Origin of the sequence: Bifidobacterium cuniculi (assembly GCF_000741575.1) — a bacterium.
Taxonomy (GTDB): Bacteria; Actinomycetota; Actinomycetes; order Actinomycetales; family Bifidobacteriaceae; genus Bifidobacterium; species Bifidobacterium cuniculi.
Genome location: NZ_JGYV01000001.1, coordinates 476,740 through 501,202, shown reverse-complemented (window position 1 = coordinate 501,202; position 24,463 = coordinate 476,740). Strand labels below are relative to the sequence as shown.

Genomic DNA, 24,463 nt, shown 5'->3' with positions numbered 1-24,463 from the left:
TCAGCGCGCTCCTTCCATAACCTGCTCGTAGGTGTGTTCCCACACCCCGGGCTCATTGAAATCGATATGCTCGGCCTTGGCCTGCGCCATGGCCTCGGTCATGGCGACGAACATGCGCGGCACCATGTGCGTGAAGCGTCCCCTCGCCTGCTCCCAGTCGTCCAGCAATCCTTGGGCGAAGGCGGAACCGGTGCGCGCCACGTGCTCCTGGACCAGGGTGCGCACCGTGTCGGCGGACTCGTCGTCCAAGGGTTCGAACAGGAGCGATCCTGCCGCGGCCTGCGGGTTGACCTTGTCCATGTCCAGGTCGAGCGCGTACACGTGGCCGCCGGAGAAGCCGGCACCCAGGTTGCGTCCCGTGGGCCCCAGGATCACCACGGTGCCGCCCGTCATGTATTCGCAGCCGTGGTCTCCGACTCCCTCCACCACGAAGGTGGCGCCGCCGTTGCGCACGCCGAAGCGTTCGCCGGCACGGCCGGCCACGAACATGGTGCCGGAGGTGGCGCCGAAGCCGAGCACGTTGCCGGCGATCACGTTCTCGTGCGGGTCGTAGGTCACGTCGTGCGGGGCGCGGATGTCGATGGAGCCGCCCGACAGGCCCTTGCCGGCGTAGTCGTTGACCTCGCCGACGATGTGCAGGGTCTCGCCGCGTGGGATGAAGGCGCCGATGGACTGGCCGCCGGTACCGTGCAGGGTCAGTTCGACCGTGTCGTCGGGCAGGCCCGCCTCGCCGGTACGGCGCGTGATCTCGTAGCCGAGCATGGTGCCCAGCGTACGGTTCACGTTGCGGATGTCCATGGCGATGTCCACGTGCTCGCCACGCTCCAGCGCCGGGGCTGCCTGGGCGATGAGCTCGTTGTCGAGCGCCTTGTCCAGTTCGTGGTTCTGCTCGATGGTCTGGTGCAGGACCGTGCCGGGCACCGGGCCGGGCTGCATGAGCACGTTGGCCAGGTCCACGCCGGCGGACTTCCACCGCTTGATGGCCTCGTCCTGGTCGAGGCACTCCACGTGGCCGACCGCCTCCTCGAGGGTGCGGAAGCCCAGTTCGGCGAGCAGTTCACGCACCTCCTCGGCAATGAACATCATGAAGTTGATCACATGCTCCGGCTTGCCGGTGTAGCGGGCGCGCAGCTCCGGATCCTGGGTGGCGATGCCCTGCGGGCAGGTGTTCTTCTGGCATGCGCGCATCATCACGCAGCCCTCCACCATGAGCGCGGTCGTCGCGAAGCCGAACTCCTCCGCGCCCAGCAACGCCGCGACGATCACGTCACGGCCCGTCTTGAGCTCGCCGTCGCACTGCACGGTGATGCGCGAACGCAGACCGTTCAAGATGAGCGTCTGCTGCGTTTCGGACAGGCCGATCTCCCACGGCGTGCCCGCATGGCGGATCGCGTTGAGCGGCGCCGCGCCGGTACCGCCGTCATAGCCGGAGATGAGCACCACGTCCGCATGGCACTTGGCGACGCCGGCGGCGATGGTGCCCACGCCGAACTCGGAGACGAGCTTGACGTGGATGCGGGCCTTCGGGTTGCTCATCTTCGCATCGTTGATCAGCTGCTTCAAGTCCTCGATGGAGTAGATGTCATGGTGCGGCGGCGGGGAGATGAGCTCCGTGCCGGGGGTCGCATGGCGCACCTTGGCGATCCACGGCGGCACCTTGGCGCCGGGTAGGTGGCCGCCCTCGCCGGGCTTGGCGCCCTGGGCGAGCTTGATCTGCAGGTCCGTGGCATGCACCAGGTAGTCGCTGGTCACACCGAAGCGCGCCGAGGCGATCTGCTTGATCTTCGAGCACAGCAGCGGGTCGTTGAGCCGTTCGGTCGACTCGCCGCCCTCACCCGAGTTGGAGCGTGCGCCGATGGAGTTCATGGCGATGGCGAGCGTCTCATGCGCCTCCTTGGAGATCGAGCCGTAGCTCATCGCACCCGTGGAGAACCGCTTGACGATCTCGCTGGCCGGTTCGACCTCGCTGATGTCGACCGCGGGACGCACATGGTTGAACTTCATGAGGCCACGCAGCGTCATCAGACGGTTCGACGTGTCGTTGACGTGTGCGGAATACTGCTTGAACATGGCGTAGTCGCCGCGCTGCGTGGACTGCTGCAGCAGGAAGATGGCCTCCGGGTCGTTGAGATGCTCCTCGCCGGTGCGCCGCCACTTGTAGTCGCCGCCGGTGGGCAGTTCGCGGTGCGGACGCGCGGACCACTGGTTCGGGTACGCCTCGCGGTGGCGGATCGCCACCTCCTCGGCAAGCTCGTCCAGGCCGCAGCCGTCCACGCGGGAGACGGTGCCGGTGAAGTAGGCGTCGATGACGTCGCTGTTGAGGCCGACCGCCTCGAACAGCTGGGCGCCGCGGTAGCTCATGATGGTGGAGACGCCCATCTTGCTCATGATCTTGAGCACGCCGGTCGACAGCGCCTGGCGCAGGTTCGCGATGCCGCGCTCGCCGTCCACCGCCAGGAAGCCGGTACGCGCCAGTTCCTCGACCGACTCGAAGGCCAGGTAGGGGTTGACGGCGGCCGCACCGTAGGCGATGAGCAACGCCACGTGGTGGATCTCGCGCACGTCGCCGGCCTCCACGACCATGGAGATCTGAGTGCGCGTCTGGCGGCGCAGCAGGTGGTGCTGCACCGCCGAGGTGAGCAGCAGCGACGGGATCGGCGCCATCATGTGGTCGGAGTCACGGTCGGAGAGCACCAGGAAGTTGCAGCCCTGCGCGATGGCTTCGTCGACCTCCGCGAAGATCTCCTCGAGGCGGCGCGCCAGGGCGTCGCCGCCGCCGGTCACCTCATACAGGCCCTTGACCACGTACGGCTGGTAGTAGCCGTCGAGCTGGCGGGCACGGTTGATGCGCTTGAGCTTGGCCATCTCGTCGTTGTCGATCACCGGCTGCGCGATCACGATCTTCTTGGCGTGGGTCGCGCAGTCCTCCAGCAGGTTCGGCTCCGGGCCGATCGCGGATTCGATGGACGTGACGATCTTCTCGCGTTCCCAGTCCAGGGGCGGGTTGGTGACCTGTGCGAATTTCTGGGTGAAGTAGTCGAAGAGCATGCGGCTGCGGCCCGACAGCACCGACAGGGGCGTGTCGTTGCCCATGGAGCCCAGCGGCTCCTTGCCGGTGTTGGCCATGGGAGTGAGCACCAGCTTGAGCTCCTCCTGCGTATAGCCGAAGGCGCGCTGGCGGCGGTGCACCGACTGGTCGGAGTAGCTGATGTGCTCACGGCGCGGCAGGTCGGCCATGTCCACGGAGTTGTCCTCGACCCACTCACGGTAGGGGTGCTGCGTGGCCAGGTCGTGCTTGATCTCGGCATCGGGGATGATGCGGCCGGCGGCGGTGTCGATGAGGAACATCCTGCCGGGTTCCAGGCGGCCCTTGGCCACGACGCAACCGTCGGGCACCTGGGGCAGCACGCCCGCCTCGGAGGCCAGGACCACGTAGCCGGCGTCGTCGACCTGCCAGCGCCCGGGACGGAAGCCGTTGCGGTCGAGGACGGCGCCGACCAGCGTGCCGTCCGTGAAGACGATGTCGGCCGGTCCGTCCCACGGTTCGATCAGGGAGTTGTTGTACTCGTAGAAGGCGCGCACGTCGGGGTCGAGACCCGGGTCCTTCTCCCAGGCCGGCGGCACCATCATGAGCACGGCATGCGGCAGGGAACGGCCTGCCAGGTTGAGCAGTTCCAGCACCTCGTCGAAGGTGCCCGAATCGGAGTAGCCGGGCGTCAGGATCGGCAGGAGGTCCGCCATGTCGCCCAGCAGTTCGGACTTGAGTCGTCCCTGACGGGCGGTGAACCAGTTGCGGTTGCCCTGGATGGTGTTGATCTCGCCGTTGTGGGCGAGCATACGGAAGGGCTGTGCCAGCGGCCAGGAAGGGAAGGTGTTCGTGGAGAAGCGCGAATGCACGATCGCGATGGTCGTCTTCATGCGTTCGTCGGACAGGTCCGGGAAGAAGGGCTTGAGCTGCATGGTGGTGAGCATGCCCTTGTAGGTGATGGTGCGCGAGGACAGCGAGGCGAAGTAGATGCCGACCTCATGCTCGGCGCGCTTGCGCACATGGTAGACACGCCGGTCCAGCTCGATGCCGCCCAGACGGCCGTCCGGGTCGGCCAGCACCAGCGTCTTGAACGCGGGCATGCTGGCAAGTGCCTGCAGGCCCAGGCCGTTGGGGTCGGTGGGGACCTGGCGCCAGGCGAGCACGGCCAGGCCTTCCTCGGCGGCGATGCGTGCGATGGCCTGTTCCTGCTGGCCGCAGACGGCGATGTCACGGTCGAGGAAGGCGATGCCGGCGGCGTAGTGGCCGGCTGCGGGCAGGTCGGCGTCGACGGTGGCGCGCATGAACTCGTCGGGCATGGCCATGAGGATGCCCGCGCCGTCGCCGGTGTTCTCCTCGGCGCCGACGGCGCCACGGTGGTTGAGGTTGACGAGCACTTCGATGGCGTCGTCGACGATCTTGCGTTCGGGCTTGCCGTTGAGGGTGGTGACCATGCCCACGCCGCAGGCATCATGCTCGGAGGCCGGGTCGTACATGCCTTCCGGGCGATGGATCGTCAAGTCTAGCGGAGTGTGTGTCACCGCAATCACCTCTCTCGTCGCGGGGAGAGCCCATCCCCTGTTGAAGTTTGCCAGCACAGGTTACCAGTCGCGCCTTTCACGGCGGCACACGGGTCCACATCGCGAAAACCGTGGAATGGCGCGCCGTTTCGGGCATGACAGGGCAAGCTGCGTCTCGAGCATTGTAGGGGGCGGGGTGTTACCGCCATATGTCGGGACGGCCGTCCGTGGGCATTTCACTCACAATGTGAGACGGGTGGCGTTCGGCGTGCTCAGAGCACGGCGTCGAAGATGCGTTCGATGACCGTGTCGTTGAGCAGGCGGCCGCGCAGCGTGGCGACCATGCGCCCCGAGGGCGTCATGGCTGCCAGTCCTTCCCGTTCGAGAGCGTCGGCGAGCGCGTGCAGGTCGCGGCCGGCGCGGTGTTCGATGTCGGCCAGGTCGAGGCCTTCGTGCAGGCGCAGGCCGAGCATGATGCGCTCTTCGAGGTCGGCGGCCTTGTCGATGCGTTCGCTGCCTGCCCAGGGGATGCGGCCGTCGTTGATGGCGGCGCTCCAGGCGCGCGGGTGCAGGGTGTCCCAGGCGCGTACCCCGTCCTCGCCCGTCTGGGCGTAGTGGCTGTGTGCGCCGGGGCCGATGCCGGCCCAGTCGATGTTCCTCCAGTAGCCGAGGTTGTGTCGGCTTTCCTGGCCGGGCACCGCCCAGTTGGAGATCTCGTACCATGCCAGGCCGGCCTTGCGGCACAGTTCGTCGACGATCTGGTACTTGGCTGCTTCGTCGTCGTCATCGGGGGCGCGCAGCGTGCCAGCGGCGATCTTCCTGCCCATCTTCGTCTCCGGTTCGACGGTCAGCGCGTACGCGGACAGGTGTTCGACGCCCAGGGCGAGTGCGGTTTCGACGCTGGTGTGCCAGTCGTCGAGGCTCTCCCCCGGTGCCCCGTAGATGAGGTCGACGCTCACGCGCAGGCCGGCCGCCTGTGCGGCGCGTACGCCGGCTGCGACGTTGGCCGGCGTGTGCGTGCGCTCCAGGATGCGCAGCACGTGCGGGACGGCGGATTGCATGCCGAAGGAGATGCGGGTGAAGCCGGCGTCGGCGAGCGCGCGTACGTAGTCGGCGTCGACGGTGTCGGGGTTGGCTTCGGTGGTGATTTCCGCGTCCGTCGTCAGGCCCCATAGGTCGCGGACGGCGTCGACCATGCGTGCCAGGTCGGCGGCGGGCAGGATGGTGGGGGTGCCGCCGCCGAGGAAGACGGAGGAGGCTGGTGGTTCGTGGATGCCGTGTGCTGTCTGCCAGTCGCGTACCAGGCGCATTTCGCGTATGGCCTGCGTGGCGTAGTTGCCGCGCGAGGCGCCCTGGCCGAGGTCGGTGGCGGTGTAGGTGTTGAAATCGCAGTAGCCGCAGCGGCGCAGGCAGAAGGGAACATGGACGTAGACCTCGAACATGGGTCCCAATCTAGCGTACCGGGTGCATGACCGGTGCCGTCGGAACCCATGGGAAGTTCCGAGAAGCGCTTGGACCTGTCAGGGCGAACTTACGCTCACTGGTTTTGTGTGCCTGTCTTCAAGGGACGGGCACGGTTCTTGTTGTGTGGGGCGTTCAGTCCACAGATATCAGGGGCCCATGCCCTTCAAGACACAGTGTGTCTGCGCTTGCGTCGACATGCCAGTGACGACCAGCGCATCCTGCCCCACCTGCTGCCCGAACGCTACCAGCAGCCACAACAACCGTAGCGCAAATTCGCCCTAGAACCTTTTAGAACTTCTTAGGCCATACGACAGCAATCCAAATCCGCGGCGATGACCACGGCACGTCAGCGCGCTGCGCGACAATCGTGGGCATGAACGACACAACAACACATGACACCTACGAACTGCCCGAAGGCTTCCGCAACTCCCCCAAGCTGAAGCCGGTACTGGACGCGGCCGGCCCGTTGGAGCGCGTCCAGGCGATCGTGCAGGTCCTGCACGGGCCGGGCGGCTGCCCCTGGGACGGCGAACAGACGAACCGCTCCCTCATCAAGCCGCTGCTCGAGGAAACCTACGAATACATCGAGGCGCTGGAGACCGACGACCGGGACAACATGCGCGAGGAACTCGGCGACATGCTCCTGCAGTCCGTCTTCCAGGCACAGGTGTGCTCCGAGGACCCGGACGACCCGTTCACACTCGACGAGGTATGCGACCGGCTTGTCGACAAGCTCATCACCCGCCACCCGCACCTGTTCGCCGACGACACGGACGGCGGGGAGCTGACCGGCGAGGAGACGCTGGCACTGTGGGAGAAGATGAAGCAGCAGGAAAAGCAGCGCGACAGCGTGCTCGACGGCATCTCCCACGCCCAGGGCGCACTCCCCCGCGCCGCCAAGGTCGCCTCCCGCATCCGCAAGGCGCCGGACGCGGACGCGCTCGCCGACGCGTTCGCACTGCCCGCACCGGCCGACGATACCGAACGGATCGCCGACGCGATGCTCGCACTCGTGCGCGAGGCGGACGGCGCCGGCATCGACGTGGAGAACGCGCTGCGCAACCGGCTTCGGCAGGTGGAGCAGCGGGTGGAAGTCCTCGAGTCGGAGGCACGATCGTCCTGATGGGCGCACGCCCGAATCTTTACCGTTCGCCTGCGTGCGGCGTGGCACGGAAGTGTTCGACGCACCAGGTTTTCTCGCTGCTGCCCGGCGCCTTGAGCTTACGGGTATGCAAGGTGTGGCTGGCGAAGAACCATGGCCAGAAGCGCGGCTTGAACTCCGTGCCGCTGGCCGGATCCCAGTAGACGACGTGGCGGTAGTAGCTCAGGGTCATCGGTACCACCATGGCGAGCGCCACTACGACACCGATGACGAAGATGAACCACATGTGGGTGCGGATGGCCCACACGAGGGTGCCGATCCATGCGACGTCGGCCAGGATGCCGACGAGAAGCATGCGCATGAAGAAACGACGGGATGATGATGTATTGGCCATATAGTCTGCCATGTCCGTTCGGTCCGCCATCGTGAGCGTGCCGTGCAGGGCGAGGTCGGCGTTCAGGGCGTCGATCGCCGCGATCTTGCGACTCGCTTCCTCGATGTCTCCGGCCAGTTCGTCGCGTTGCCGTCCCAGGATGTCTTGCAGCATGTTCATGCTGTAGGGGCTTTCCAGGACCGTGTGGATCGCGGCGAGGCTGAGCCCGGTTTCCTTGAGCATGAGGATGTACTCGAGCGTGCGCACGGCAGTCTCGTCGTACAGGCGCCGCCCGGTGGACGTGACCGAGGTGGGGCTGAGCAGCCCCTTGCGGTCGTAGTACTGGACGGTGCGCACGGAGACGGCGCAGCGTTGGGCGACCTGGCCCGTGGTGTAGGTGGTGGATTCGGACAATGGCTTGCCTCCTTTCAAGACTCTCAGCACACCATATGACGCGGCGTCACGTGCAAATGGGCGGCGTGTTGGCCCGTGCGTCACCTGTTGGTTTCTCGGGTGAAAACGGCAGGCGGGGCGCACGGCGATGGCACGCTTGCCCTTGACAATCTGGCCAATGGCGGTCTCGCTCAGGCCCGTGGCCTTGGCGAGCCGGTAGGCGGTGATGCCATGGGGCTCCATGAACGCCTCCTGGAGGATCTCGCCCGGGGTGACGAGGAACGTGCTCGTCGTGGCAGTCGTCGCAGTCCTGTGCCTCCTGTTCTATGTCGCTCCAAGTGCATATCAAACGGTATTGGCGGCACCCTGATGCTGTAGCGACCAGCTAGGTCGCCTTTGAGTTTTTCGAGATAATTGTTAGGATGACGCTTATATTTATTGGGTTCATTTTAATGCGCTATTACCCGAACTACCGGTAATCCTTAAGACTGGATGTCCTTGACCGGCTTCCCGTCTTCCGGGACATAGACCAGGTCCGCAGCCCGCCCCCTGCCTTCAAGGGACCGGCACAGGACAGCTCGTTTCGCCACCAGCCGGGGAAAATGGCGCGGGCCGGGACTTCCTTTTGCTCCGCGAAGTCGGCGAGACAGAGGCGATGGCTGCGCGTAGTGGTTCTCGCAGCCCCTATTCTTCCTGACCGTTTTGGCCTTCCCGGTTTTCCTGGTTTTTCTCGATTCGCGCCATCAAGTCAGCTACCTTCCCTTGCATTCGGGCCACGATGTCTCGCACCTCGTCGATGTCGCGCGTGTGGGGGTCGGGAACAGCCCAGTCCTCGCGATGGGTTCCCGGGAAATAGGGGCAGCTTTCCCCACACCCCATCGTCACCACCCAGTCGGCGTTTTTCACCACGGTCGGATCGAGCTTGCTGGGGGACGACAATGGCTTCAACCCGATTTCGCCAAGGGCCTGCACCACCAGGGGGTCGACCTCGTGCGCCGGTTCGCTGCCTGCTGACAGCACGCGCATCCCGGAGGGTGCCATCGACTGCGCGATAGCGGCAGCGATCTGGGAGCGCCCGGAATTGCGACGGCACGCAAAGAGTACGGTGACGGTCCCATCGGCGTCCTTGCGAGATGAACAACAATCCCCCCGAGAGGCATCCGCTGGGTGGATGAACCCGCTATGCCCCAGCATGGAGGCATCGAATTGTTCATCGAGCGTGAAATATGCCCACCGTCCGCGCTGTTCACGGTCGAGTATCCCGGCATCCACCAATTTGCCCAGATGGTGCGAAAGCGTCGACTGGCCCATCCCGAAGATTTCCGGAAGGTCGCAGGTGCATACCGGGGAAGGTGCCGCATCGCGCACCATGAGCACGAGGCGCAGCCGGGTAGAGTCCCCCAACGCCTTGTACTGGGAGGCACGAGCGACAATCCAATCATCCATTTTCCGGTTCTTGTTTTCTGGCGACATGCCCACCACCTTATCACATATTGACAAACTTCGATACGAAGTTTACTCTCTTTCATATCGACGTTTGTCGATATGTAAAGAAAGACGAGGTACACCATGTCCCGAATCCATATCTATGACCCGTCCCTGTGCTGTTCCTCGGGCGTGTGCGGAGAAGAGGTCGACCCGGCCTTGGTCGACGCGCGTGCCATGATCGCAGCAGCCCAGGAGGAAGGCATCGAGATCACGCGCCACAATCCTTCCACCGCTCCCCTGGACTTCGCGCAGGAGCCGGCAATAGCGAAACTGCTCGAGACCAAGGGAACGCAGGCATTGCCTGCAGTGGTGGTCGACGGAACACTGGTCCAGTACGGCTCCTATCCGACCATTTCCCAGGTTCGCGCCTGGAACAGGGATGGTGCGGACGCGAACGCAACCGAGACTCCGGCCGCCTCTCGCCAGTGCCGCTGCGGGGGTGCGTCATGCTGCTGAACGAATGGCCGCCACATACGCCTTTCCTGATGTTCACCGGCAAGGGAGGCGTGGGCAAGACCACGGTTTCCTGTGCGACTGCCATCAGTCTGGCACGCTCGGGCAAACGCGTGCTACTCGTGTCCACCGACCCGGCATCGAATGTTGCACAGGTATTCGGTCGGCCCATCGGTTCCGCCATCACCCCCTTGGGTGACCTGATTGCGAGTGACACGGAATCCGTGTTACTCGATGCCATCGAGATAGATCCCCAAGCAGAGGCCGAGGCGTATCGTGAGTCCGTCCTCGCTCCCGTACGGGGCCTGCTTCCCGCCGACGTCCTTGCCGAGGCTGCCGAGACCCTGTCAGGGTCTTGTACGGTCGAGGTCGCGGCTTTCAACCGTTTCGTGGATTTCCTGGCCGATCCCGACTATCGTCAACGATACGACCATATCGTCTTCGACACGGCTCCCACAGGACATACGCTGCGCCTGCTGGCTCTTCCCGGTGACTGGTCGTCGTTCATCCAGCGCGGCGCCGGGGACGCGTCATGCCTCGGCCCTCTGTCGGGCCTCGACAAGAAACGCAGCGATTACGAGCAGGCCGTCAGGATTTTGGCGGATCCAGACCAGACCACGCTGACGCTGGTCACTCGGTCCAGCCATTCCACCCTGGCGGAGGCCGACCGGTCCGCGAACGAGCTCTCCCGCCTGGGAGTGAAGGCTACGGCTTTGGTCGTCAATGGATTGCTTCCAGACACCGGGCAGGATTCCCTCCTCAAGCGGATGCATGACCGCGAGCAGGCCATGCTCGCCGGCATGGCAGACGAGTTCCCCTCGCTGCGCGGACTGCCTGTGATGGGAATCGAGATGTGCGCGTCTCCCGTCATGGGAGCCAGGGAACTTGGCGCAATCCAACCGCAGCCCCTTCGGACGCCCCCTCATGTCGAAGGGCCGCGAGCCGGGGCAAGCCTCCTTGACAGGGACATCACCCTTGCAGCGTCCGCACGATTGCAGACGCTGGTGGACGACATTGCCTCCAACAAGCCTCGTATCGTCCTGGCGATGGGCAAGGGCGGCGTAGGCAAGACAACCGTCGCCCAGGCCATCGCGGTATCCCTGGCACGCCGTGGACTACCCGTCCTTCTCGCCACCACCGACCCCGCATCGCATCTCAACGCATCCCTGGCCGACGAGTACGACACCCTGGAAATACGCAGCATCGATCCGGTCCGGGTTGTCGAGGACTACCGCCAGGAAGTACTCGAACACACCGGCAAGGGACTCGATCCTGTCGCGCTTGCGCAACTGAAGGAGGACCTCGCCAGCCCCTGCACCGAGGAGGTGGCCGTGTTCCGTGCCTTCTCCGAGGTGCTGGAGAAATCCGACCGCAAATGGGTAGTGGTGGATACGGCGCCCACAGGACATACGCTGCTGCTGCTGGACGCGACCAGTTCCTACCACCGGGAACTGATGCGCCAATCGGGATACCGGGAAGACGGCAACGGGCAACTGACTGCCTTGAACCGCCTGCGCGACCACGAGCTCACCGTCCCCCTGTTGGTGACACTGCCCGAATCCACACCCATCCTGGAAGCGCGTGAACTTGCCGACGACCTTGCCCGTGCCGGCATCACCCCTTACGGGTGGGTCGTCAACCAGTACCTCGAGGACGACCAGCTTGATTCCACGTTCCTGGAGCAGCGGGCAGTCTCGCAACGCGATACGCTGGAGCATCTCCTGACCCCTTACCTGGCAGGAACCCCATGCTGGAGCATCGGGATGGCCTGAGCGTCACGAATCGGATCCCGCAATGGGTACGCTCCGAGCTAGCCTGCCGCATGCAGACGGCACCGGAGCGTACCCCGCTTCCTCCCCTTCCCCGCCAAACACGGCACACTTGCCGTGGTACCTGACCGGTATGCGTGGCCCGTATACAAGATGGCCCCACAACCTTCGACGGCCTGAAACACTACGGCCCGGCATCGTGCGGACCGAAGAAGAGAATCAACCGACTTGACCGGCAGCCCGCCCTGCACAGTGGCAACTACCGGCGATGCCGCTCGCGAGTCAGGGCCGATTCAAGGTCATGACAGCAGTAGGGAAATCCACCCGAAACAGGTGAGGGTAAGTTAGCCGATGCTAGCGTAGAGACCGGGTACAGGTCGTCAAGCAGGGAGATGCGCATGGCCAGGGAATCATCCATCTGATGTCGACCGCGGTTTCAGGCCTGGTCAAGATTGGCAAGACCGGCACCGGCAACTACCGGGAGCGCATGCGCTTCCTTGAGGGCAACGGGTATGCGAACGCGACCGGCCTCAAGCGTGAGTTCGCCATTGAGGTCGAGGACTACGACGCCAAGGAACAGCGCATCGATGAGATCTTCGCCAAGGCCCGGGTAGGCACCGGCGAACTGTTCGCCCTGGACGTCGACCTGGCCAAGCAGTTGCTCGCCGCCTTCGAGGGCACCCAGGTCCATCCGCCCTTGTCCAGGGAGAGCAAGGAGAAGGTCTTCACGCGCGCTGTTGACCGGCATCGCCGGCACGCGGAAGTGCGTTGCATCCCCGACGGCACGTACCGGTGTGTTTTGTCAAATTGGTGTGGTCGGCGTAATCACGAGAATTGAACACTCTCGTCGTCTGTTCTGGACGTTTCGATCGTCTTGCCGGTTTCCTTGTCATGTTGGTTGGGTTTACTTCATCAGGGCGTGGGTGTTGCGATACGAATCACCGTGGAAACGGATGATACGGCCATGGTGCACGATGCGGTCGATCACGGCCGCTGCCATGTCACCGTCACCGAACACGTCCGCCCACCTGGAGAACCCGAGGTTGGATGTGAACACCAGGCTGCGCTTCTCGTAGGAGTCTGCGATGACCTGGAACAGCAGTCTGGCCCCTTCGATATCGATGGGTAGGTAGCCCAGTTCGTCGATGATGACCAGTCGGGCCTTGCCGATGGCGGTCAGCTCGCGCTCGAGCCTGTCGCGGGCCTTGGCCTGGCGCAGTTGCATGATCAGCGAAGAAGCAGTGAAGAACCTGATGGGGATGCCTTGCTGGCAGGCTTGGATGCCCAGGGCGATAGCCAGGTGGGTCTTGCCGCATCCCACGTCCCCGTAGAGCACGAGGTCCTCGGCGTGGTCGATGAACTCAAGGCTGGTCAACTGCGCGCGTCCCCAGTCGGGCGGGAAACTGGCCATGCCCCGGTCATAACCGTCCAGGCTTTTGCGTTGCGAGAACCCGGCCTGCCGGTCCAGTCGTTGGCGCTTGGCAACGGCACGTGCGGCGTGTTCGGCAGCCAGTACCTGCGCGAGGAAACCAAGCTGGCCTGGTGCGGCATCCTCGACCGCCCGGACCAGGACGGCCCGGGTCAGTGGCAGGCCACGGGCCAATTCGAGCACGGTTTCGGACTTGGCCTTGACCAGAATGCGTCCACCGCGCGCGTGCGATGTTGCCGTGGTGGTGCTGTTCATGTCCTTCTACTCCTTCATGAATCGGTCGTAGCCGCACGAGGATCAATGCCACCGCTGGCCGCCCCCTGCCGTATGCGCCGGGCATAGGTCTCCAGGCTGGCGCGCTCGGGCACGCGTCCCGCGGTGATGATCTCGTCCGCGGCCTGCACGGTCGCATCGAACCCGGAAGACAGTGACGACATGGTGCAAGTCGTCCATCAGGGCCCGCCGGTCCGCGTCGGCCATGTGGTCAAGCAGGGAACAACGCATCCGGGAAGCGATTCCTGATCAGGCTTTGCTGCCAGGAACGTGGCTTGCGCGCCAGCAGCTCCAAGAGGCTGGCCGGTTCGATCTGGGTCTTTTCGCCCGTACCCCAAGGTCGGTCGAACGTGTGGATCGGTTCGCCCACGGGGCCGCGCAGTTCGACATGGCATGGCACGCACCCCGACCTCAAGGCGCATGCCATGCCATTTCGGGCCGGCCAGGAACCGGTCACGGCCCACCGTGACGGTGCCGGTACGGTCGGCGCGCAACCAGCGCCAGTCGCACGGGTCGAACGGACTGGCGGCCAGGGCGAGCATGTGTTCCAGGTCGGTGGCGAACAAATCGGACAGGTGCTGGTCCTTGCGATAATGAACCCGGCTGGCCAACGCGTCGCATTGTGCGAGCCATGCCTCGCCCAGCGCATGGTAGCTCTCGGCCGCCGGCAAGGGAACCATCAGGTGGCGGCGCACGAACCCGACCGCGTTGGCCACACTGCCTTTCTCGTTGCCCGAATACGGGTTGCAGAACCTTGCCTCGAACCCGTAATGAGCCATCATCATCGCAAACAGACGCGTGAGCGTGACACTGCCGTCCGCCTTGCGCCTGCCCACGCCCGTGGCATTGACCGGACACCAACAGCGAGGGCACTGCGCCGATATGCTCGAAGACCTGCTGCAAGCCGGCACACACGCATTCAGCTCCCTCGCCAGGCAACGCGACCACGAAGCGCATATTCGAATACGGCAGACTCACGACCAGGAAATGCACCACGCGCTCCACGCCGGCAACCGACGCGTCGGCCTGACCGAAATCAACCTGCGCCGATGCGGGCGGCCATACCAGTTCGGCGAAACCGTCCCGCTCGGCACGATGTTCCTCGTGCCAGCGCTTGACCCAGCGTTGCACGCACGGATACGAGCCTTCGAACCCATATTCCGCGACCAGGCGCTCATGGATGCGCACGGCGGTATGCGCCGCTGCTTGGGACGACGCGACAGGTCGGCACGTAGCCACGAGTCCACTACTTCCTCGTAACCGTCCATCTTCGTGGCCCGTCGATCCTTACGTGCGGAAGGCTTGGGTGACCAGTCCTCACGATTGGCGTACTTGACCACGGTCATACGCGAGATGCCCAGTTCCTGGGCGATGCCGGTATGGGTCCTGCCCTGCCGGTCAAGTTGCCTGATACGCTGTTGCACACACATCGGTGTCGTCATTCCTTTCCTCCCGGGAACCTCGAAGACGGTTGCTAGCACTCGGGAATCCATTCAGGAAACCGGCGGCACCGATGTGCCTTTCAGGCACTGACGCCACCGACCAAAATGAACGCCGATACTGTTCAAATCCAGTGATCACGCTGTCCAACATCTATTGAACACAAACAAACAACCGCGTCGAGTCCCTCAACGGGCGTATCCGCCAGATGCTGCGTGACCATCGAGGCCTGTCACTGGCCCGTAGGATCAAGGCGATCTGCTGGTGGTGCCACCAGCAGATCGCACACCCGAAATCGGACGCGTGGCTGGCCGCGCACGAGCTCGGCCAGCAGGAACTGGCCGACTGGTACCAGCATGCGTGGCAATACGCACCGCAAGACCTACGCGACCCCGACAGCATGCCTGCACGCTACGGGACCGGCATTGACCGGAACGCATTCCACGAACACTAGCCAGACACACTTTTGTCCTATAACCCACCGATGCCCTATACTTGCTTCCAGCACTTCCTGGACGAAAAGAGCCAACATGGAGTTACCTGAAACACACATCGTGAACGGCATCCCCTACATCATCACCAAGCTGTTGGGGCACGGCAAGGGAGGCTATTCGTACTTGGCCCATCGGCAAGACGATCCTGCCACCCAGGTGACCCTCAAGCAAATCCACCACGAGCCGTGCTCCTACTATTCGTTCGGCGACAAGATCCAAGCCGAGATCCACGATTACGAGCGTCTCAAGTCGACCGGTATCCGAATTCCTGCCATGATTGACGTGGACGTTGACGCAGAGCGGCTGGTCAAGGAGTATGTGGACGGTCCTACCATCCTCGACTTGGTACTCGCCGACCGCATGCGCCCCGAATATGTCGAGCAAGTCCGGCAGATGGCTGCGATCCTCAAGGATGCGGGTTTGAACATCGACTATTTCCCGACGAACTTCATCGTGCATGACGATCTGATCTATTACATCGACTTCGAATGCAACGACTATATGGACGAATGGAACTTCGACAACTGGGGTGTCAACTACTGGTCCAAGACACCTGAACTCATGGACTGGGTTAAAGAGCACTAGGACTGAAACGGCAAGGCATCCTTCGACAGCATCGGTACCATTATCAGCGGAGCCTCTTCGCGCGACTAAGTTTTTAACGTATTGGAGCAGCTCTTTTTGATATTGGGCCATTCGAGTCAGTTGATGAAGAACCGTATCCTCTTCGAGGCTGTATCTCGAATCATCCAGATCCAGAGTACAAGGCTCCGACTGGCTATATCCTCGTAAATCGTAATATGTTGCCAGTGCGGTAGTTGTCTTGGGGAGTTTTCTTTCTTCCACATGACGCACTACATCCTTGCTTAAGTCCACGTAGAACAGGTAACGCTGTCCTAGAACAAGAAGAGATATGTTTCTTCCGTGTAAGCCCCTCTCGAAATAGCTTCGAGGAAAATCGTCAATCCCGTCGGCGTCTGGAGGTGTCAACCGTGGATCAAATGTTACGTGGATATCTTTCGCGATGGTCTTGCCCGTGTTTCCGACACAAACACACAGAATCCGGTTATAGTACATGTAACTTACCTGCACATAAGCACGGTCCTGTTGCCACTTCTCTTCATCGTGCCGCCGATACTCCTTAAGGGCGACTACTCCCGCCAATACAGCAAGAACAAAAGTGCCGAAACTTAGCCAGTTAGGCCATTCGAGGAGCGCTTTCCCGGAACCAGCTTGACACATAATAGGAAATAAAACAAATACTTCAATTACTGCAATTGAAATCACTATTATAGCAGCATTTTGACTTATTGGATCCATTCTTATAATTATTTTGCTTGTTGGGAACCATCTTCAAACCCTCCGGTTCGGATACCAGTAATCCGACTTTCACAATCTCTTCGGTACAATCAGTATGGAACATTTGTTCGCACATTGAGTAATCTCCGGAAAGTAGCCTGTCGCATTGGATAGTTAGCCCCTAAAGAAACGACGCCTGTAAACCGCATGGTGCCGTTTACGGCATATTCCTAACACGCCGCCGCAAAGCGTATTGCGAACTGTTTCCACGTCCCACAATCAACGTCCCAAAACCATTCGTGTTTCCAGTTGCTGAAGGGACATCGAGCCCACACACTCAGCGACGCGCGTCACCCCTGACGAACGGCTCGCGCGTATGCCCATCCACCAGCGCAGCATACAACCTCGGATGCCGGTAGGAATCCCCCATCACGTCACGGGACCGATGCGAGCGCAGCATCCCCAAATCGACCACACCCATGTAAATCCCCTCCTCCGCGGCCGCTTCGAGCACGCACATGTCCCGACTGCCCGGCTCACCCTCCACCCATGGCACGCCGTCGAATACCGTGGAGTGGCCGTTGCAATCCGGGTGGGATGCCGGGTAGTTGCATGTGGCGATGGCCATCATGTTCTCGTAGGCGCGTGTGCGCAGGCAGGAGAGCCGGTTGATGTCCATCGGGCAGGCGTTCGGCGCGAGCACGACTTCCGCGCCCTGCAGCATGAGCAGTCGTGCGCTTTCGGGGAACTCGCGGTCGAAGCAGATCATCGAACCCACGCGCACCGGTCCGACGTGCGTGTCGAGGTCGGCCGTATGGAACACATCGCCGGGAGTCAGGCGGATTTCATCGGAGAAGTCGCAGGTGTGTACCTTGCTGTATCGCAGCACTTCGTTGCCGTGCCGATCAAAGAGCACGATCGTGTTGCGCGGCAGTGGTTCGAAGCGTTCGAGCAGCGTGATGCCGATGGCCATGTCGAGTTCGCGAGCCAGTTCGGCGAACGCCTGCACGAACGCGCCGTTGCCGTCGACGGCCAGGTCCTTGAGTTCGCCGATGTCTTCCGGAATCCGGTACCCGCTGCTCCACATTTCCGGGAACAGTGCGATATCCGCTCCCTGCTGTTTGGCCGTATGGCATGCCGCAATCCCCTTGGCCAGGTTGCGTGCCGTGTCGCCTTCCGGCAAAAGCTGCAGCAGCGCAATCCGCAGCATCTTCTCCTTTGAGTCCGCCATGGTCATCCTTCCTCCGGACAATGGGTGGCATCCTGCCATGCCCTGCACCGGTGTCAAGATCCCCATGATACCGTCTACTGCCGGAAATGCTCGCCGCACCACACCTTCCCGATCACGTCGGCACGGCTGGCACCAGTCGCGGCACGGTCCCCGCCTATCGACCGGCACCTTGGCTGCCACCGTCGGTGCCGTCGACGTGCAGCTGGCGTCGCGTGGCCAGTCCGGCCATGATCGTCGACGCGGTGAAGATCGCCAGATACCATGGCAGGAACGACGTCGAATGGTAGTGTGCGATGATGCCGAATGCCGAAGGCGTGATCAGCGTGCCGCCGTAGATGGCCGCCGTCTGCAGACCGATGACCGTCGCGGTATTCGCAACGCCGTAGATGCGCGGCACCAGATGGACGACGGCCGGGTTGATCGGGGCGCAGCCGAGTCCGAGCAGGATCGGCCCGGCGGCATGCTTCCATGATCCGGGGAATGGCACGAGCGTGACAATCAGCGCGATGACGGCTCCCAGGATTGCATGGCCGCCCGTCGCACCGGCCGCCGTGGTTGCATGCAGCCAGTCGATGTGCCGAGCCGCATAGCGCGGGGCGATGTACGCATTCAACGAAGCCGTGAGCAGACCCGCCGCAGCCCCATAGGGAACGGCGAATACGAGCAGCCACGACAGGCCATCGGCGAACGCGAACCCCGCACAACCGATCGCGGCCACGACAACGGAACAGACGACGGTGTTCCCCATGCCGAGACGCCGCACGATCCGCCGTGCGAACAGGGCACTCGCCACGCTGGCCGCGCAGATGACGATCGCGATGAACGACACGGAGGCCAGCTGCGCGTGCAAGCCGCCTCCCATCGCCGGCCACGACGCCCCCAGCAGTGCTTCGGGAAGTCCGATGGCGAAAAACGACAAGCCGATCAATGCCACAAGCCACGCATGCATCCGCCGACGGTGGCTGGAGAGTCGAGAGGAAGTCATGATCCTCGTTATTTCCCATTTCGCCCTGGCATCCGCATCCTTGCGCCGATTGCACAACCCGGGACCCCACTTCCGTGATCAGTGGCCAAAGCACCACGATTACGGTTTGCTAGACTGAAAACGTACCCATACTGGCACGGCAGAGAGCGGAAATCGAAAGGATACCAATGCATCCGGTATTGATGTTCATCCTTGTTGTCTTTGCGTTCGTGGTCGCCGGGTTCCTAATGTGGTTCGCCATCACGACGATCGTCGATATCCGGCTGATGGGTCGCCTGCACCGCGTACGGTCCCGGTCGACGCCGCCGTCGAGTTTTCTGATTGACACGCCCAACCGCATTGATTCGCAGGATGCGCTGAACTGTTCCGGATATGCGAGCGCCTATCTGCTGCGCCATCATGGCGATACGTCAGCGAATGGGGCGGAAATCTACCGGCGGCTTCCCGGGAAAATGACCGGCGGATACGTGTATCCGAAAGGCATCGTACGGTTTTTTGAAGGCCTCGGCTACGGCGTGCGGTATTGTCGCGGCGACCTCAACGTGCTGAAGGCGGAAGTGGCGAAAGGCGATCCGGTCATCGTCTTGATTCGGGTGCGTTCCGAGCGCAAATGGCTGCATTACGTGCCGGTAGTCGGCTATGATGCCGATCATCTGTTCCTCGCCGAATCGTTGCCGGAACTGGTGAACTGCAGCGAACCCACCCATAACCGTACCGTCCGCGCCGAGGATTTCCTGGCACTTTGGAATACCCGCGAGATCAAAATGCCGCTGTACAGCCACACCTACTTCGCGATATCGGCCAAACGGCAGATGGCCGAGTCGTAGCCTTCTGCCACGACCAATGGTATAGGTATAGTGGTGCGAAGAAAACAGGATTTCCGATATGCCAGGAAGTCCCTCCCGAAAGGAACACAAGGATCTTGAAGAGCTGACTGCCGGAACCGTGCGCGTCACCGTGCGCACCGCTTCGCGTCAGCCTGCCTCTTGCATCGGTTCCTCCTTTTCCCTGTTTTTCGCAGACAACCGTATCCCGCTGCGGAAAGGCCGGCCCAAGCGGTGCGCCTTGAGTATCCCACGAGGTGCTTATGTTGCAGCATATTCACATCACTGACCTTTCCTATACGCCGCCGACAGCGGCAGAACCGCTGTTCACCGGGCTCTCCGCAACGTTTTCGACCAGCTGGACGGCGCTGCTCGGAGACAACGGCATCGGCAAGACGACGCTGTGCCGTCTGGCTGCCGGCGAACTCAAGCCGGAAACCGGCGGCATCTCCCCCGCTTCGCTGCGTGCTGCCTGGATCGAACAGCAGACCGATCGGCGACCGCCCAACCTCGATGATTTCGCCGCCGACTGGTCGCCGGAAACGATGCGGCTGCGCACGCTGCTCGCCATTGCCGACGACTGGCCGTACCGCTGGGAGTCGCTCTCCGGTGGCGAGCGCAAGAAACTGCAGGTGGCATGCGCTCTGGCGGTCGATCCTGAACTGCTGATTGCCGACGAGCCGACGAACCATCTCGATGCGCCTGTCCGCGATGCCGTCATCGAGGCGTTGCGGCGGTTCGGCGGCATCGGCATCGTCATCACGCACGACGTCACCGTCATCGACCGGCTTGCTTCCCACAGCTATCTGCTGCACCGCGTGCATACCGATCACGGCAACCATACGGTGATCGACTTGTTCGAAGGAAACTGGGATGACATCTCCCGGCAGCTCGACGTACGGAACGCCGCACGACAGCAACAACTGCGGCAACGCCGGCAGGAGGTGCGGCGGCTCACTGACGAACAGAGGCGACGTCAGGAGAAGGTGCGGCAGGTGTCCGCAAAGATCCTGCGCACGCCGGATCGCAAGGACCATGACGCCTGCAAGGCGAAGAAATTCGCGAGAGGGGGCTTGGATGGCGGCGTAGGGCGCAGCGCCGGGCAATTGGCCGGCCGGATTGCCGAGGCCCGGCAAGCTGCGCAGGGCATCAGCGTTGCCGCGAAACGATACGACGGCGACCTTGCCGTCGATATCGAGCCGAGCAGTCGACGGGAACTGCTGCATCTGGACGCGCAGATCCTGCCGTTCGACCCGGCCGACGATCATGCCACGACCATCGTGCCGGTCAACCGTGCGATGCCGGACGGTTCCCGTCTGCATATCGAAACCGTCACGGACGCCGCCGGAGTCGAGATTCCGCAACTCAGCGTCGGCCCGCAGGACCGCTTGGCCATCACCGGCGCGAACGGCGCCGGCAAGACCACCGTGCTCACCGCGCTGCTGCGTTCACTGGATGCCGACGTCCCGCAGCTGGTCTGCACGCAGCATACGCCGGACGCCGAAACGTTGCTCCGCCGGTTCGACGAGCATGCGGCGAACGAACGGCAGCACATCATCCGGCATTTCGCCGCACTGAACGGCAAGCCGGAAACACTGCTGTCGGCAGCGGATTTGTCTGCCGGCGAACGGCGCAAGCTGATGCTCGCGATGGGGCTGGTCAACCGTCCGCAGATCATGGTGTTCGACGAACCGACGAACCATCTGGACCTGTCGAGCAAGCAGGCGCTTGCCGCACTGCTCAGCCAATATCGGGGTGCACTGGTGATCGTCACCCACGACGAACTGCTGTTGCGGACACTGCACTGACAGCGGTCCGTATCGTCTGCAGGACGGTACCTTTCGAAACAGTTTCGAACGGTACCGTCCGGCGATGACCTGAGCAAAGCGCCTAGTGCAAACTTACACTTCCAAATATCGCCAAGCAGAATTCCAAACTTCCCCTGCCAATTAAGACCACCTCTAAAAGCAGCGATCAACAGAACCGTTCCCCGACCCTCCCCGATGCCGTTCATCTAGCAATTGAAGTCCTGCTCCTTGCCGGCGAAGGAATTCATTGGCCGGTTGGTGGACCGTAGCGATTGACACAACGCGAATTGTGCACAATCCGGATGCACAGACATCTACTACGATCGTCCCTCCCGTGCCTGAGCCACCCCCATGCCCTCAGCCGGACAACGGCTGTGATTCCATCATCCGAACGATTGGCATGCCCGGTGAGGGTGAGGGTTTGCTGCCAATTAGATAGTGCAAGCCACCTTGTTTGCTAACTGGCCTGATTCGCATTAGGCGCACCGTCCGGCAAGGTATCCGGAGGGTATCCGAGAGGCATCACAAGGATGTAACGCAGAACTGTATTCAAAAGTCGGGATAATAGATAAAAAGTGTGTTTCAAAACCACCTTGAGGCATCGGACCCATCGGTCTTCTGGCATGCTCGTAGTCGCCGGGCAACGTCCTGACGCATATCCGATGCGACATGCCGACGACAACGACCCCCACGGCGTTGAGAGATACCAAAATCAGGGATGCACCCAGTATCCGCTTTCGACAAAAGGGCGGAATTCCGCCCTTTTGTCGATACCTATACCGTGCCATGCAGCCTCAAAAGATATCTCTCAACGAAGAAGAGGGACGTGAGACCTCGACGTGTCCGCATGCTTCAGGACTGACATCACCTGGGACCATGCCACAACCAATCTTCGGACGCACTTTTGGCCTATAACCCCTGGATTCTTCATGCTTCTCTGGGGGCAAAAGGAGGCATGGTCCTTGTTGTCTGGCTTGCACACCCAACAGCAAGAACCATGCCTGTCTTTGATTCCAAGAACATGTCAGCAAACTGGCTCGCGCGAGTTCGTCTTGGGTTCACCCCTCCGACTTCTGCGCCGCGCGGATCTTGTCCTTGGTGTCGCGGTCGTTGGCGCTCTCCCCCGTTGCCAGGGCGGCGACGAAGGCTTCCTGGGGCACTTCCACGTGGCCGAGCATCTTCATGCGCTTCTTGCCGGCCTTCTGCTTCTCCAGGAGCTTGCGCTTGCGGGTGATGTCACCGCCGTAGCACTTGGCGAGCACGTCCTTGCGAAGCGCGCGGATGTTCTCGCGGGCGATGATGCGCGCGCCGATGGCTGCCTGGATGGGAATCTCGAACTGCTGGCGGGGAATGAGCTCGCGCAGCTTCTTGGTCATCATCACACCGTAGCTGTATGCCTTGTCGCGGTGCACGATGGCGCTGAACGCATCCACCTTCTCGCCCTGGATGAGGATGTCCACCTTGACCAGGTCCGCGGCCTGCTCGCCGTCCTCGTGGTAGTCGAGGCTTGCGTAGCCCTTGGTGCGGCTCTTGAGCTGGTCGAAGAAGTCGAAGACGATCTCGGCCAGGGGGATGCGGTAGTGCATCTCCACGCGGTCGGTGGAGATGTACTCCATGGTGCCCATGATGCCGCGGTGGTCCTGGCACAGGTCCATGACGGCGCCGATGAACTCCTTGGGCGTGATGATGTCCGCGGCGACCATCGGCTCCACGATCTTCTTGATCTTGCCTTCGGGGAACTCGCTCGGGTTGGTCACGCGGTGCACGGTGCCGTCCTCGGCCGTCACCTCGTAGGGCACGTTGGGCGCGGTGGAGATCAAGTCGAGTCCGAACTCGCGGCTGAGGCGTTCGGAGACGATCTCCATGTGCAGCAGCCCCAGGAAGCCGCAGCGGAAGCCGAAGCCGAGGGCCACGGAGGTCTCCGGCTCGTAGACGAGCGCCGCGTCGTTGAGCTTGAGCTTGTCCAGCGCCTCGCGCAGTTCGGGGAACTGGGCGTTGTCGATCGGGAACAGCCCTGCGTACACCATGGGCTGCGGGTCGCGGTAGTCGGGCAGTGGCTCGGTGGCGCCGTCCTTGGCGGAGGTGATGGTGTCGCCCACCTTGGACTGGCTGACGTCCTTCGCTCCGGTGATTACGTAGCCGACCTCGCCGGCGCCCAGGGCGCGCGTGGGCACCATGTCCGGGCTGATCACGCCGATCTCGATCGGGTCGTAGGTGGAGCCCACGCCCATCATGTGCAGCTTCTCGCGGCTGCGCAGTTCGCCGTCGACCATGCGGATGTAGGTGACGATGCCGCGGTACGAGTCGTAGACGGAGTCGAAGATCAGGGCGCGCGCCGGCGCCTTGGGGTCACCGTGCGGGGCGGGCACGTCCACCACGATGCGGTCGAGCAGCTCCTTGACGCCTTCGCCGGTCTTGCCGGAGACGCGCAGCACCTCGGACGGGTCGCAGCCGATCAGGCCGGCGATCTCCTCGGCGTGCTTGTCCGGTTCCGCACTGGGCAGGTCGATCTTGTTGAGCACCGGGATGATGGTCAGGTCATGGTCGATCGCCATGTACAGGTTGCTCAGGGTCTGCGCCTCGATGCCCTGCGCGGCGTCCACGAGCAGCACGGCGCCCTCGCAGGCGGCCAGGGCGCGGGACACCTCGTAGGTGAAGTCCACGTGGCCGGGGGTGTCGATCATGCCCAGCGTGTATTCGGTGCCGTCGAAGGTCCAGGGCACGCGCACCGCCTGGCTCTTGATGGTGATGCCGCGTTCCTGCTCAATGTCCATGCGGTCGAGGAACCGGTCGCGCATCTCGCGTTCGGGCACGATGCCGCTCAGCTGCAGGATGCGGTCGGCGACGGTGGACTTGCCGTGGTCGATGTGCGCGATGATGCAGAAATTGCGGATCAGTGACTGGTCGGTGAATCCAGGCTGGTTGTGTTGTTCGCTCACGATGGTCCTTCCCGCTTCGTCTGTTCCGCGATGCCGTTGTATTCTATCCATACCGCAAGGCAAGTGGGCCGCGGGACGGCGCGCGCGTTTTATCCGCACGCCATGTTACTCTTTTCTGCTGTATGTCCTTATAGTAATCGTCGTTTGGAGAATA

Annotated in this window: 16 protein-coding genes and 1 pseudogene; 8 read left to right on the top strand and 9 right to left on the bottom strand. The window is 62.7% G+C overall.

What is annotated here, in order from left to right; all coding sequences use genetic code 11:
- Together gltB and hemW are read right to left on the bottom strand one after the other, a co-directional pair.
- Entirely contained in the window at window positions 1–4,521 is a 4,521-nt protein-coding gene (gene gltB / locus BCUN_RS02245; RefSeq protein ID WP_051920653.1) for a glutamate synthase large subunit, read from the bottom strand.
- 296 nt (window positions 4,522–4,817) lie between these two features.
- Window positions 4,818–5,987 (bottom strand): radical SAM family heme chaperone HemW, encoded by a 1,170-nt coding sequence (gene hemW / locus BCUN_RS02240; RefSeq protein ID WP_033516195.1) that lies wholly within the window; start codon window positions 5,985–5,987, stop codon window positions 4,818–4,820.
- A 386-nt stretch (window positions 5,988–6,373) separates the two neighbouring features.
- On the opposite strand from hemW, the gene BCUN_RS02235 reads away from it, so the two are divergent.
- Entirely contained in the window at window positions 6,374–7,132 is a 759-nt protein-coding gene (locus tag BCUN_RS02235; protein WP_420796462.1) for a nucleoside triphosphate pyrophosphohydrolase, read from the top strand.
- Between the two features lie 19 nt (window positions 7,133–7,151).
- On the opposite strand, the gene BCUN_RS02230 is transcribed toward BCUN_RS02235, so the two are convergent.
- Both BCUN_RS02230 and BCUN_RS11745 read right to left on the bottom strand, forming a co-directional pair.
- The gene (locus BCUN_RS02230) at window positions 7,152–8,120 is read right to left on the bottom strand and encodes a MerR family transcriptional regulator (RefSeq protein ID WP_081895469.1); all 969 of its coding nucleotides are present in this window, start codon (window positions 8,118–8,120) and stop codon (window positions 7,152–7,154) included.
- Between the two features lie 441 nt (window positions 8,121–8,561).
- A complete protein-coding gene (locus BCUN_RS11745; RefSeq protein ID WP_081895468.1) occupies window positions 8,562–9,350 on the bottom strand; it encodes a metalloregulator ArsR/SmtB family transcription factor in 789 nt (262 codons plus the stop codon).
- 96 nt (window positions 9,351–9,446) lie between these two features.
- On the opposite strand from BCUN_RS11745, the gene arsD reads away from it, so the two are divergent.
- The 3 genes from arsD (at window position 9,447) to BCUN_RS02210 (ending at window position 12,425) form a co-directional block, all read left to right on the top strand.
- Window positions 9,447–9,821, top strand: a complete 375-nt coding sequence (gene arsD, locus BCUN_RS02220) for an arsenite efflux transporter metallochaperone ArsD (protein ID WP_033516191.1) — start codon at window positions 9,447–9,449, stop codon at window positions 9,819–9,821.
- A complete protein-coding gene (arsA, locus tag BCUN_RS02215) occupies window positions 9,812–11,590 on the top strand; it encodes an arsenical pump-driving ATPase (RefSeq protein ID WP_051920649.1) in 1,779 nt (592 codons plus the stop codon). The genes arsD and arsA overlap by 10 nt, the downstream gene beginning before the upstream one ends.
- Window positions 11,591–12,008: 418 nt before the next feature.
- Window positions 12,009–12,425, top strand: coding sequence for a GIY-YIG nuclease family protein (locus BCUN_RS02210; protein ID WP_051920510.1), 417 nt, complete (start codon window positions 12,009–12,011; stop codon window positions 12,423–12,425).
- Between the two features lie 66 nt (window positions 12,426–12,491).
- Here BCUN_RS02210 and istB read toward each other — a convergent pair whose 3' ends face one another.
- Both istB and istA read right to left on the bottom strand, forming a co-directional pair.
- Window positions 12,492–13,271: an IS21-like element helper ATPase IstB gene (gene istB / locus BCUN_RS02205; RefSeq protein WP_033516189.1), complete on the bottom strand. Its 780-nt coding sequence runs from the start codon at window positions 13,269–13,271 to the stop codon at window positions 12,492–12,494.
- Between the two features lie 62 nt (window positions 13,272–13,333).
- Window positions 13,334–14,731: pseudogene (istA, locus tag BCUN_RS02200) on the bottom strand (IS21 family transposase); the annotation flags it as partial.
- A gap of 206 nt (window positions 14,732–14,937) precedes the next feature.
- Between istA and BCUN_RS02195 the strand changes: the two are divergent.
- Window positions 14,938–15,183: a hypothetical protein gene (locus BCUN_RS02195; protein ID WP_051920508.1), complete on the top strand. Its 246-nt coding sequence runs from the start codon at window positions 14,938–14,940 to the stop codon at window positions 15,181–15,183.
- Window positions 15,184–15,259: 76 nt separating this feature from the next.
- Window positions 15,260–15,808: a BUD32 family EKC/KEOPS complex subunit gene (locus BCUN_RS02190; protein WP_033516183.1), complete on the top strand. Its 549-nt coding sequence runs from the start codon at window positions 15,260–15,262 to the stop codon at window positions 15,806–15,808.
- A 1,051-nt stretch (window positions 15,809–16,859) separates the two neighbouring features.
- Here BCUN_RS02190 and BCUN_RS02185 read toward each other — a convergent pair.
- A complete protein-coding gene (locus BCUN_RS02185; protein ID WP_152598096.1) occupies window positions 16,860–17,753 on the bottom strand; it encodes a carbon-nitrogen hydrolase family protein in 894 nt (297 codons plus the stop codon).
- A 154-nt stretch (window positions 17,754–17,907) separates the two neighbouring features.
- Complete coding sequence (locus BCUN_RS11255; RefSeq protein ID WP_152598095.1) at window positions 17,908–18,687, bottom strand: MFS transporter; 780 nt, start codon at window positions 18,685–18,687, stop codon at window positions 17,908–17,910.
- A gap of 218 nt (window positions 18,688–18,905) precedes the next feature.
- Between BCUN_RS11255 and BCUN_RS02175 the strand changes: the two genes are divergently transcribed.
- Window positions 18,906–19,565, top strand: coding sequence for a cysteine peptidase family C39 domain-containing protein (locus BCUN_RS02175; protein ID WP_051920504.1), 660 nt, complete (start codon window positions 18,906–18,908; stop codon window positions 19,563–19,565).
- Between the two features lie 260 nt (window positions 19,566–19,825).
- Window positions 19,826–21,370, top strand: a complete 1,545-nt coding sequence (locus BCUN_RS02170) for an ATP-binding cassette domain-containing protein (protein WP_033516182.1) — start codon at window positions 19,826–19,828, stop codon at window positions 21,368–21,370.
- Between the two features lie 1,058 nt (window positions 21,371–22,428).
- On the opposite strand, the gene lepA is transcribed toward BCUN_RS02170, so the two are convergent.
- A complete protein-coding gene (lepA, locus tag BCUN_RS02165; RefSeq protein WP_033518707.1) occupies window positions 22,429–24,309 on the bottom strand; it encodes a translation elongation factor 4 in 1,881 nt (626 codons plus the stop codon).
- Window positions 24,310–24,463: the final 154 nt, after the last annotated feature.